This window comes from Negativibacillus massiliensis (assembly GCF_900148495.1).
Lineage (GTDB): Bacteria > Bacillota > Clostridia > Oscillospirales > Ruminococcaceae > Negativibacillus > Negativibacillus massiliensis.
In genome coordinates this window covers 260,058-272,599 of record NZ_FTRU01000008.1, presented here as the reverse complement: position 1 = coordinate 272,599, position 12,542 = coordinate 260,058, and the positions used below count along the sequence as shown (strand labels likewise).

General features: G+C 41.4%; 10 protein-coding genes and 1 pseudogene. 2 read left to right on the top strand and 9 right to left on the bottom strand.

What is annotated here, in order from left to right; genetic code table 11:
• Positions 1–10: 10 nt before the first annotated feature.
• From BQ5375_RS07400 to BQ5375_RS07370, 7 genes and pseudogenes are all read right to left on the bottom strand, one after another.
• A pseudogene (locus BQ5375_RS07400) lies at positions 11–562 on the bottom strand (magnesium transporter); the annotation flags it as partial.
• Between the two features lie 644 nt (positions 563–1,206).
• On the bottom strand, positions 1,207–2,082 hold the full coding sequence (locus BQ5375_RS07395; protein WP_022132453.1) for a DegV family protein: 876 nt from the start codon (positions 2,080–2,082) through the stop codon (positions 1,207–1,209).
• Between the two features lie 183 nt (positions 2,083–2,265).
• A complete protein-coding gene (locus BQ5375_RS07390; RefSeq protein WP_022132452.1) occupies positions 2,266–3,141 on the bottom strand; it encodes a DegV family protein in 876 nt (291 codons plus the stop codon).
• Between the two features lie 176 nt (positions 3,142–3,317).
• Positions 3,318–5,360 (bottom strand): diguanylate cyclase, encoded by a 2,043-nt coding sequence (locus tag BQ5375_RS07385; RefSeq protein WP_022132451.1) that lies wholly within the window; start codon positions 5,358–5,360, stop codon positions 3,318–3,320.
• Positions 5,361–5,369: 9 nt separating this feature from the next.
• Entirely contained in the window at positions 5,370–5,732 is a 363-nt protein-coding gene (locus BQ5375_RS07380) for an Hpt domain-containing protein (RefSeq protein WP_022132450.1), read from the bottom strand.
• Between the two features lie 134 nt (positions 5,733–5,866).
• A complete protein-coding gene (locus tag BQ5375_RS07375) occupies positions 5,867–7,255 on the bottom strand; it encodes an MATE family efflux transporter (RefSeq protein WP_076917655.1) in 1,389 nt (462 codons plus the stop codon).
• Between the two features lies 1 nt (position 7,256).
• The gene (locus BQ5375_RS07370; RefSeq protein WP_159438024.1) at positions 7,257–7,703 is read right to left on the bottom strand and encodes a MarR family winged helix-turn-helix transcriptional regulator; all 447 of its coding nucleotides are present in this window, start codon (positions 7,701–7,703) and stop codon (positions 7,257–7,259) included.
• Between the two features lie 242 nt (positions 7,704–7,945).
• On the opposite strand from BQ5375_RS07370, the gene BQ5375_RS07365 reads away from it, so the two are divergent.
• Together BQ5375_RS07365 and BQ5375_RS07360 are read left to right on the top strand one after the other, a co-directional pair.
• Positions 7,946–8,800 (top strand): radical SAM protein, encoded by an 855-nt coding sequence (locus tag BQ5375_RS07365; RefSeq protein ID WP_022132447.1) that lies wholly within the window; start codon positions 7,946–7,948, stop codon positions 8,798–8,800.
• Positions 8,801–8,942: 142 nt separating this feature from the next.
• Positions 8,943–10,343, top strand: coding sequence for a hypothetical protein (locus tag BQ5375_RS07360; protein ID WP_022132446.1), 1,401 nt, complete (start codon positions 8,943–8,945; stop codon positions 10,341–10,343).
• A gap of 38 nt (positions 10,344–10,381) precedes the next feature.
• On the opposite strand, the gene BQ5375_RS07355 is transcribed toward BQ5375_RS07360, so the two are convergent.
• Both BQ5375_RS07355 and BQ5375_RS07350 read right to left on the bottom strand, forming a co-directional pair.
• Positions 10,382–11,128 carry a YebC/PmpR family DNA-binding transcriptional regulator gene (locus BQ5375_RS07355; RefSeq protein WP_022132445.1) on the bottom strand — a complete coding sequence of 249 codons (747 nt, stop codon included), beginning with the start codon at positions 11,126–11,128 and terminating at the stop codon, positions 10,382–10,384.
• A 113-nt stretch (positions 11,129–11,241) separates the two neighbouring features.
• Positions 11,242–12,432, bottom strand: coding sequence for an EpsG family protein (locus BQ5375_RS07350; RefSeq protein ID WP_159438023.1), 1,191 nt, complete (start codon positions 12,430–12,432; stop codon positions 11,242–11,244).
• Positions 12,433–12,542 lie beyond the last annotated feature (110 nt).

The following is a 12,542-nucleotide window of genomic DNA, read 5'->3' as shown; positions in this document are numbered from 1 at the left end:
CTTTTTAAGGTTATAAACCCAGAATTAACTGAGCAATTTTAAAATACATAATCAGAGCAAATGCATCCACAACGGTAGTAATCAGTGGTGCTGCCATAATAGCAGGATCACAGCGCATCATTCCAGCAATCAGCGGCAAAACAGCGCCAACTGCTTTTGCTGCAACTACAGTTACAAACATTGCCAAAGAAACGGTGAGTGCAATTTCTGCCGAATGTGGGGTGGTCAGCAGCAGTCTGAAAAAGTTAACTGCTCCAAGACCTGCTCCAGCCAGAACACCAACGCGGATTTCTTTCCACAAAACAAAAAGAAGATTGCGGATATTGATTTCGCCCATTGCCATTGCACGGATAACCATTGTGCTGCTCTGGGAACCTGCATTTCCGCCGGTATCAGTGAGCATCGGAATAAATGTAACCAGCATTGGAACTGCCGCAAATGCACTTTCATAACGTGCAAGAATCGTTCCGGTAATCATTCCGGAAATCATCAATGCCATCAGCCAGAAAATTCTGCTCTTTGCCAGAGAAAATACGCCAGCTTTCAGATAGCCGGTTTCTGCAACCTGATTTTCGCATTCACAGATTTTTTTTGCTTTTTCCGGAGCCATCAGGCAGGCTACCGAAAAACGGAGATGCTCATCCTGCATTGCCAACCAACGGGATGCTTCCATTGGTTCCATTTCGCTCAGACGGTCGCTGATGGTCTGATAGTCTTTATCCTTAACCAGGAATCCCATCTCTTTTTCGCACAGGTTCATTTCGTTTGCTTTTCCAAAATTTGTTGCCAAAACCATGTTTTTCATCATGTTCAGCGCCTCCTTACTGTCATTTTTTAGGGGACAGTAAAGTACAGCAAAACAAAACCGCACTACCAAAATGGTGGTGCGGCGATTTCTATCATTATGGCACAAGAAAAACAAACCCACAAAAAATACTATCCTCTGGCATAAGAGGAAAAACGCTGTGGGTACAGCTGTCCATCATAACAGAAATCGCTTTTGTTTTTGATCGTACTTCTACTGCAATCGTCCACAGACCTTTCCTCCCTTCCACGGATTTCTTTTTTATCTGCTCTTTCATTATACATGTGTCATACATCTTTTGCAAGAGTTTTTTATGAATTTTCTTTAAATTAGTTCAAATTTGTCCGTTTTATCGAAATATCAGTCATTTTTAGGCTTTTATCTGGCTGTTTCTTTTAATATTACTTGTTTTCTCCCATAAACGAAAGAGCCAAAGCACCTGGGCCTGCATGAGAACCGATGACCGGACCGATGTGGTTAATCATCGACTTCATAATGCCAAACTTTTCTTTTACCAATTCTGCAAGGTATTTTGCATCCTCTTCACAGTCACCATGGCTGATATAGATGGTGTCATTCTCCTTTAAGAAGCTGCCAACATGTTCTTCCATATATTTTACCAGTGTCTGGATAGACTGTTTTCTACCACGAACCTTTGCGATTGGAACCAGATTTCCTTCCTCATTAAGCTTGAGAATTGGCTTAATTCCAATTGCTGTTCCCAAGAACGCTGTGGTCTTAGAAACACGTCCACCGCGATAAAGATGCTTGAGATCATCTACTGTTGCATACAGGCAAAAGTGCGGAATATTTTCCTTAATCCAGGATGTAATTTCCTGAAGGCTTTTTCCTGCCTTCTTCATCTGAACGCTTTTATCTACGATCATGCCCTGTGCCAGAGTTCCCACCAGTGTATCAATTACAGTAATGGTTCTTTCTGGAAATTCTTCCCGCAATTCTTCTGCTGCCATGCAGGCACTGTTATAACTTCCACTTACTGCCGAGGTCAGTGAGATGTGCAGAATATCCTTTCCCTGCTGCAGAATCTCACGAAAACGACGGATTGCCTGATCCGGATTTACCTGCTGTGTCTTTGGCATGGAACCATTTCTCATCTGCTGATAAAATGTCTTCGCAGGCATCTCTTCCTCATGATCCGGTCCATAGGTAACACCATCAATCGTATAATAAAGGGACAAAACACCGATTTCATTTTCCTTAATAAAACTTTCCGGCAAGTCTGCTGCATTTTCTGTTGTGATAACAAAGTTTTCCATCTCAATTAACCCCCAAAATGTTTTTCAAAACGATATCACATTGTTTATCTTACCGGAAAAGTTCTCTAAAAGCAAGAAAAAGATGTAACCTAGGTTACATCTTTTCCCTATTGCACATTTTTAGATTGTAAGATTCGGACATTATTTCCATGAAAAAAATGACGAATCGTTTTATGATACCACTTAACGGGTTTCACCCATAAAGAAGAGTGCCAGTGTACCCGGTCCGGAATGCGCTCCGATAGTAGGACCAACATCATTGATCAAGAACTCATCATAGCCAAAACGCTCTTTGACCAGCTCTGCCAGATAGTTCGCATCTTCGATGCAGTCACCATGGCTGATGAAAATTGGCTGCTTTTCATCGCGATATTTTCCGATATTCTCTTCCATTTTGTTGACAAGTGCTTGAATGGACTGTTTTCTTCCACGAACCTTTGAAATAGAAACCAGTTTTCCTTCTGGGTCAACATGAAGAACCGGCTTGATACCAATCATAGTTCCAACCAGGGCAGTGGTTTTGGAAATTCTTCCGCCGCGCTGAAGATATTTTAAATCCTCAACGGTAAACAGGTGACAGATGTTCTGGATGTGATCTTCCAGCCACTTTGCAGTCTCTTCCATGTTTTTTCCCTGCTGCTGCAATTTGAGCGCATAGTCTACCAGCAATCCCTGTCCCAGAGAAGCACACAGAGAATCAATCACAATGATCTTGCGTTCTGGAAACTCCTCCATCATATTTTCTGCCGCCAGTCTGGCTGCATTGGCAGTACCGCTCAATCCGGAAGAAAAGGCGATGTGAAGGATATCTTTTCCTTCCTTCAAAATCTCGCGGAAGACTTTTTCTGTATCCTCAATGCTTGCCTGCTGTGTTTTGGTCATAGAACCAGCACGCATTTTATCATAAAAGTTTTTTAATACATCTGAACTCGGGCAACCATTTTCTCCGGTCACACCATCTATACTGTAAAACAGGGTTACCAATGGAAGCTGGTGCTGTTTCACATATTCCAGTGGAAAATCACAGGAAGTATCAGTCGAGATAATATATTCTGCCATAAATCATTCTCTCCTCTCTGTTTGGTTTATCTTTTTAATTATACTCTATTTCTAACCATGATTCAATTATTTTTCTGTAAATTCCAGGTCCTGCCTATAATTTCATGTATCCTTTTTGCAGAAAAAAGGGGAATTTTGCTATCTGCAAAATTCCCCTTTTACTATTTATCAAAAACTTAGCGAGGCTCTCGATTTTGTTTTGCCTGAAGAAGAACCTGATCTGCTTTCATCATCAATTCATGATAGGTCGCACCTTGTTCCGGATAGCAAGCAGCACCAACTGATAAAGACAGATTTACGTTATACTTTGCACTAAATTCAGATGTAAAGTCGTTCTGAATTTGAACTGCCTTGCAGTTTAAAATTTCTTCTGAACAAACTCCCTGCATGATAACCGCAAACTCATCTCCGCCAATTCGTGCAACAACATCACTGGAACGAAGATGATGCAGCAGAAAACCAGAAGTATCTTTTAACAGTTGATCTCCGTTTTCATGTCCGGTATCGTTTACCTTTTTAAAGTAGTCGATATCCAAGATCATCAAGCCAAACGGAGCATCTGGTTTTTGCAAAATCTGTCGCTCCATCCAATCTTCCAAAGCTGGTCGATTGTATAATCCAGTTAAGTAATCCTGAAAAGCTTGTTTTTTCCAATGCAGTGATTCTGATTTGAGACGGTTAATATTGGTGATTTTCCCGATATAATCGCAATATTCTTCTTTTTCATCAAAAATAGCTTTCAGGACAATTTCAAACCACTCTTCAGAACCATACTTTGTCATCAGCTTTACTTCCGATCGAAGGGTTGGATTCTCCGGAGAAAGTTTTTCCAATTCAGCATAAATACGCCGACGGTCTGCATCATCGATATGCTCGGATTTTTTCATTGCATCCGCTGCATGCAGAACAACATTTGTTCCACCAAAAATTTCACAGTAACGATCTGTGTATTCAATGGTATCGGTTTCTCGATCATAATCGAACAGGATTTCTCCTGACATCTGGGAAAGACAGCGATATCTTTTTCTCTCTCTTTCCAAAAGCTGCAGGGTACGAACCGATAAATTTGATTCCTCCTGTGGCTTAATGGCACTCATCACCGGTTTTTCCTTGATGATATCTTCCTCTTCCTGCACTTCAGGATGTGCATATAATTGCTCGTGCAAGATATCCGCTACCGCAAAAAAGCTTTCCAGGAGCTGTGGATTAAAAGCTCCGCATTCTCCATTTGCAATCATGGAAAGTGCCTTTTCATGGCTGAGTGCTTTTCGGTAAACACGATCGCTGACCAGAGCATCATAAACATCTGCCAAAGAAACTACCTGAGCGCTTAATGGAATTTCATCTCCCTTTAAGCCATCCGGATAGCCTTTTCCATCCCAACGCTCATGATGATGGCGACAGATTTCGTAGGCATGCTGAAAAATTGGGTCTTCCGTAAAGAATGGGATGGACTTCAACATATCACTTCCGTAAATGGTATGTTTCTTCATCTCATCAAATTCTTCTTTGGTCAGTCTTCCCGGCTTATTCAGAATATAGTCAGGTACCGAAACCTTTCCAATATCATGCATAGTAGCTGCCCCGGAAACAAGTATAATCCACTCTTCACTCAGATTATATTCTGGACAGATTTCCGCCATATTTTCCAGCAAAATTTTTGTCGCTTTTCTAATTCTACGAACATGTTCTCCAGACTCACCGCTGCGAAATTCGATTACCGAGCTGAGCATATCAATGATGGATGTTTTGGTTGTCTGTAAATTTTCATTCTGCTTGCGGATTGTTTGTACCTGCTCTTCTACCAGACACTCCAGATTACTTCTCTTTTGATACAGCTCAATCGCGTTATAAACACGTTTGCAGATAATAGCAGGATCATTAATCGGCTTATTGATAACATCAACAACACCTTTTTCAAATCCACGCATAATCGTATCAACCGCAGTTTCTGCTGTAATCAGAAAAACAGGCAGTTTTTCGATCATATTCTGTTCCGAAAGAAAATCAAGCACACCAAATCCGTCAATGTCCGGCATCACAATATCTAACAGCAATGCTTTGATGTTTGTCCCTTCCTTTTTCAGGATTTCGATTGCCTGTCTCCCACCTTCTGCCTCGATTACTTCATAATCTCGGCAAAACATCTCACACAAAATCGCGCGATTGAGTTCAAAATCATCCACAATCAGGATTTTTTTGTTATTTTGTTTTTTCATACGGTTCCCCTATTGTTTACAGCAGTTAATCGCTTCCAAAACCTTTTGATAAACTGCTTTTAACTGTTCCCACTCTTGTTTTATCATATCCCAGTATCCTTCCGGACGCTGACGTACCAACTGTACAATCTGATTGGCGTGCTGACTCAATTGGTCAAATCCCAAATTGGCTGCTACTCCTTTCAAAGCATGAGCCTGTCGCTCAATTTCTTCATCCTCTTGCTTGAGGACGGCCTGTTCCAAAGAGGAATAGGTAGGGTCCTCTGGAAAACGAAAGACAAACTTTTTCCAAAGCATCTCCATTCCAGAAAAACGTCTTAACACAGTCTGTGAGTCTACTCCAACCGACTCCATCGCTGCCAAAAAGTCCATATTTATTCCTCCTTATCATTTTTTATTACACATAACAGAAAAGCAGGGTAGACATTCTGTCTTCCTGCCATCTATTGTACGTTATTCTATCATCAATGTCAATAAAACATCCGGTTCCTGTGCTTTTGGCAAATTTATTCTTCTAATAAATCAGTTTCAGCTTCCATTTTTCTCAGCTGTTTGAGTGAAATAAATCCCATGACAAAAGCCAGTACCGCTGCGGCAAAGTCAGCTACTGGTCCTGCATACATAACACCATCGATTCCAATCAGCATCGGCAGAATCAAGATCAATGGCAGCAAAAAGATGATCTGACGAGTCAAAGCCAGAACCGCACCCCTGGTAGCCTTTCCGATTGCAGTAAAGAAGTTGGATGTAATCGGCTGGATTCCATTGAGGAAGGTAAAGAAAAGGAAGGTTCTGAAATAGTTTTCTGCAAAGCGGAAATACTCCTCGCTTCCCTGTCCAAACAAAGAAGTAATCTGGCGTGGGAAGAGTTGGAAGCATAAAAATGCCAATGTAGAAACAACCGTTGCAGAAATTAAGGCAAGACGATAGGTATCGTGTACACGGCCATATTTTCTTGCTCCGTAGTTAAAGCTGACAATCGGCTGTAATCCCTGCGAAATACCAATGATGATGGAGAAATAAATCATGTTTACCTTAGCGATAATTCCTGTACACGCCAATGGAATTTCGCTTCCATAAGCAGATTTTCCGCCATAGTAAGTAAGGGTATTGTTCATGGTAATCTGAACCACCATCATTGCCAGCTGGTTAAAGCATCCTGCCAGACCAAGCGATGTGATCTGAACCACTCTTTTTCCTGACAGTTTCAGATCGCTCAACGAAAGCTTCACCGTTTTCATGTGGCTTAAGTATACAATTACCATCAAACCCGAAACAACCTGTCCGATTACTGTCGCCCAAGCTGCACCTTTCATTCCCATATCAAAGCCAAAAATGAACAACGGGTCCAAAACAGTATTAATGATAGCACCAACCAGCATACACATCATCGAATATTTCGGGCTGCCATCTGCTCGAACAAGGTTTGCACCACCGTTAGCAATAATCAAAAATGGAAATCCCCACAGGGTAATGCCGGTATATTCCAGCGCATAACCCAAAACATCCGGTGTTGCGCCAAAAAATCGCATCATTGGTTCCAGTAATATAAAAGAAAACAAACTCAACAGAATACCGCTGAGCAGCAAAAGTGCCACTGCATTTCCCACAAAATGTCTTGCGCGTTCTTTATCTCCTGCACCCATGCAAAGATTAAAATTGGCTGCACCGCCTACACCAAACAGCAGACAAAGAGCCACACATACTGTACTCAAAGGAAAGGCAACATTGGTCGCCGCATTTCCCAGAACCCCTACACTGTGTCCAATAAAAATCTGGTCTACGATATTGTATAAGGCGCTGACCTGCATGGCAATGATGCTTGGTACCGCAAATTTTAACAGAAGCTGCCCGATTGGCTGCGTTCCGAGGATATTTCCCTGTTTGTTTTCCATCCTATTTTCTCTCCTTTTCCCGATTGTTAAACACAATCGCCTGATCCGATAATCTTTCCAGAATAAAGAGTAATTCCTCTTTTTCCTTTCTCTGCATGGATTGTGTTACATTTTCCCAGAATGCTGCCTGCATCTGCTTGCACTCCACAACAAAGCTTTCGCCTTTGTCTGTTACTTCCAAAATATGGGAACGTGCATCCTGAGGATCTACGCTTCGTACAATCATCTGTTCACTTTCCAGTTTTTTCATCACTCTTGTACCGAGCCCTTCATCAATTCCCATCTCGGTACAAACCTTTTTCTGATTGCTCCCCTGATTATGATAAATATACATCATAAATCGTACTGCCGCTGAGCCCATTCCGCGGCTTTTCAGCATTCGATTCAGATATTTGCGCTCTTCCCGATAGAGGGAAGAAAGATATTTGCTAAAAAGATTGTCTACCAAAATCATTCCTGCCTTTATCTTCATTTTTTTCGTAAAAGATCATAACAGACAATAATTGACATGTCAACTATCTCTCATCGATTTTGGTTGACATGTCAATTATTTTGCAAAATCTCTCAGCCCTTTGGCATTTTTCCCAAAACGAAATGGTCTCCTTTCAGAGGAATAACCATTCTAAAATCGTTTTCTTTTTCTGTTTTTCGTGTTATACTGAAGTCAGAAGAATTGAAAGGAGGAATACCATGACCCGAGAAGAAATTTATGCTTCGATTTACACTCACGAAGAAATTTACCGACCACCGCAGGAAGACAGCAGCGCCTGTTTGGAAGTTGCTTTAGGATGCAGCTGGGGAAAATGCAAATTCTGTGATTTTGCAAAGGACAAGTTCCAGATTCACCCTATGTCCAAAATTGAATGGAATCTGCGCATGTTAGGACGTCTGGAACCAGAAAAAACACGATTGTTTTTCCTAGGAGAAAATGCATTTGTCTTAAGTTTTGAGCAGCTGTCCAAAATCATCGAAATGACCCACACCTTTATGCCAAATATACGCGAATTTTCGATGTATGCCCGCATTGATGATGTCCTGCGCAAAACACCGGAAGAACTCAAAAAACTGCGGGAAATGGGGATCTGCGATCTTCACATCGGTGTAGAGTCCGGCAGCGATCCTATCCTTCTAATGATGAACAAAGGTGTTTCCTCCTTTGATATGATCCAGGCTTTCAAAAAGCTTGATGATGCCGGCATCGGATATTACATCACCATCATTCTGGGGCTTGGCGGAAAAGACTACCGCAACCTTCATGCTCTGGAAACCGCCCGTCTGCTCAACCGCCTGCATCCAAAATGCATTTGGGCGTTAAAATTAAAAGTCTGGGAAAACACCCCATTGGAAAAAATGATTAAACGGGGAGAATTTACCCCTATGACCAGCTATCAAATCCTCTTCGAGGAAAGGATGCTTCTGGAATCTTTGACCCTGACGGATTGCTTCTTTATGGACACTACTGTTATGGATCGTTATACCATTCAAGGATTCCTTCCAGAAGGAAAAGAAGCGATGCTGCAAATGATCAATCGGCTGTTAGGTTAACTGATAGCCGATTGATTTTTGCACTATTTTTAGATATAAAATTTATAAGTACTTACAATATTTGTCAAAAAATGTCGAACTTCTCTTCTTTCTCTGATACAATGAGATTACCAAAATATTCCAGCAAAGGAGAAGTTTTGCCTTGAAATCGTTCTTTCGTCTATTCATCTGTTGCTTTCTGTCTTTTCTTCTTTCTTTTCCTGTTTGTGCCGATTCGTTTACCGATTCCTGCTCTTCTGACGAATCCAATTCCCTGCGTGAAACATATAACCTCAGTTCTGCTTCTTCTCATCTTGCCGAGGTTGACTTTCCTGCGATGGAAGATACTACCGCTTTGAGCGTCTCAGATCTCACTTCTCCAGGTGAAATGATCTATGCTGTTCAGGGTGTGGAAGAGGTCAGCGTTTCACTCTATCGTTCTTATGCTTCCTTTGTTGTGGAATATCCTGACGGAAAGCTGGAATACAACGTTCTTCCACCCGAAGGAGAAGAATATCACATCCTGTCCCTCTGGCTGGATGAAACAGATGACTCTGTCTATTGTCTGAGCAACGGTAACTATTATCCTCTCTTTTTTGACTCATTGCAGCAAAAAATTCTAGTCTCCGATGAACCTGTCGTTCCAAAACCTGAACTTGTGATCTATGGACTTAAAATCATGGAATCATCTGATGGTATTTCTTTCCAAGAAGTTGATTATAAAAGAACCTATACCAGTCGTTATGTAAATTCCACTTCCGACTTTTTATTTGATGAAACCTTTCATGCTTCTCTTTCCCCTTCATGCCGCTATTTAAAAATTCAAATCAAGCAATTTTCTCAAATTCAAACCCGATCCCCAAATGGAATAACCGGTTCTACAGATATTGTTACTCCTTACAGTGCCATGATTCGAAAAGTTACCTGTACTGGAGAAGACCTACCGCTCAATCCTGATGGGGGCGCCGATCTCCCAAGCGGCGAAGAGGAAAATACTTTTTATGGAGAGAAAGACAAAGAAACATCCTCTTCCAAAAGTTCAACTTCTTCCAAGACAACCTCCTCCAGCAGTTCTGGAAGCAAGTCATCTTCCGGAAGCACCTCTTCCTCTATTGAACATTCTTCCAGTACCAGCACCACTACAAGCGATTCCAACAATTCCAGCACATCCACCAGCTACACAACCAACTACTATTATTTCAGCTTTTCCCCAGAAGATAAAGCTGCCTTTGAGCAGGTCATGCAGCAGATGGGAATTGAACCGCCGGCAACTTCTTCCGAATCCGACAATACGGATTCGGAAATTGTCAGTGCTGACAATTCGGTTTCGTCAGAGATTGTTTATGAGGAGCAAACCATAGGTTCCTCAGGGTCTGGTGAAATCACGACAGAAGAACAGCCCTCTGCTCCAGCTCAAACGGAACAAAAAGATGATCGGATCATCTACATCGTTGTGGTTGGCATCTCCATTTTAATCATACTGGAGATTATCCGTATCCTGAAACCATCCTGGAAAGCTTCTGGAACAAAGAATAATTTTGATGAGGAAGACGATGATATTTAAATAAAAAAGGTATCCCAATTGGGATACCTTTTTTGTCATTATTCTTCTTCTGGAGCTTCCCAGTTATGGTAAACTTCCTGAACGTCATCATTGTCTTCCAGCATATCCAGAAGTTTCTGCATTTTTTCGCAGAGTTCTGGATCATCGATCTTGGTATAGGTGGAAGGAACCTTCTGGATATCTGCCTCTACAAAGGTATATCCTTTTGCTTCCAGAGCTTCACGAACTGCGCGGAATTCGTTTGGATCGCTGGTTGCAGAGATTTCGATAACACCATCGCCAAATTCAAAGTCTTCAGCACCTGCTTCCATGCAGTCTTCCATGATCTGATCTTCGGTATATTTGTCATCCTCGTTATCGATTACGATAACACCCTTGTCGCTGAACATGAAAGAAACGCATCCGGTCTGACCAAGGTTTCCGCCGCATTTATCAAAATAGTGACGCAGATCACCAGCAGTTCTGTTCTTGTTATCGGTCAGTGCCTCAACGATAACTGCAACGCCGCTTGGTCCATAACCTTCGTATACCATATCAACATAGGTATTCTTGTCGCCTTCACCAGCTGCTTTTTTGATGATACGATCAATGTTATCGTTTGGAACGTTGTTTGCTTTTGCTTTTGCAATCAGGTCACGAAGTTTACCGTTGTTGAGAGGGTCTGGTCCGCCTTCACGAACTGCTACTGCCATTTCACGGCCAATCTTGGTAAAGATTTTACCCTTCTGAGCGTCTGTTTTTTCTTTTTTACGTTTAATATTATTCCACTTGGAATGTCCTGACATAACTCAATCTCCTTTTCTGAAAACGTTGTCCTCTTTTTTCGGCATCATAAGGCCGCATAAACCGAATCCATTTTAGCACAATTTTTCCCATGATACAAGCATTTTCGAAGGAATCATTGCTCTGTCCACACCGATACATACGGATAAACTTTATGAAATCCGTTCGTTCCCTGCTGGGAAGCAAAGATCAAATAGCCAAAACTGATGGTAACTACCAGAACAGATGCCAAGAAAACCATTTCTTTCTTTTTCTGGTTATGCGTATTTTTTGTCCGTTTAGATGCTGATTTTACCCGCTTTTTATCTGTTTTTTCTACTTCGCTGGTTTGGCAGAATGTGCAGACCAGCTTTGGAAGCAGTACCATCGCATACATAAAAAGATAGATCGAAAAGCGTTCAAGAATCATGTGATGGGTACTAAACACATACAAGATCAGCACATAAAACGAAGAATTAATCAGGATTCGATTTTTCTCATCCTGATTAAGCAATCTCTTTCGGAAAAACCATACTGCAGCAAAATAAATTGCTGGAAAAATCACATAACGTTTTCCCAGACCTGCCCAGTAGTGCGAACCGATATAGCCGGCATAATTTTGAAACAGATAATGGGTCAAAAACTGTGCTGCCTGCGTGCTGAACAGGTAAATTGGGAGAGAAATCGCTGCAATCACACCGTAGATTCTGCCATCAACCTTCCAGTTTAAAATCCAGTAAAACGGAAGCAGAAACAGCGCCGAAATGTGAAAAGCAGAAGCCAGCAGAACCACCAGAACAAAGAAAATCAATTTGCGTTTCTTTAAAAAAGGAAATGCCAGCAGACAGATTGTCGCTGCGATGGATTGCCGAAACAGATTCATGCTATGTGCAAAAAACTGCAGCGTCAGATAAAGATATGCACCCAGCCATGGTAGAGGAGAATATCGCTTGAGAAACCAGAACACAATTGCTGTTAAAATGATATTTACCACAAACAGAAGCATCCGATAACTTAGCCCCAGTTCCCAGCACAGGTGGGTAAAGATCGAATAGCCGATAAACTCACGCCCAACATGATCTGTAACAAGCTGCTGGATCGATAATGGTCCCAACTGCTCATAGAGATTTTCATAATTAAAATAATCATATCCTATTCCATAGCGAAAGGTTGCAACAAAAATAAAAATCAATGCTGCTGTCATCAAAAACAGATTTTGAAGCTGTTTTTGATTCTTTTCTAAAAACTCTCCTTGAAGCGGAGAGGTCTGTTTCCAGAGCAGCGAACCTGCACATAAAAAGGCTGCCATTCCAAAATAGATTGACAAAACGCATTCCCTTCCTTTTTTCTTGATTTTTTTATTATAGCGGATTTTCGTGAATTTATCAAACATCCATCGTAAAATCTCATACATTTTGACCCAATTTTTAACATCCT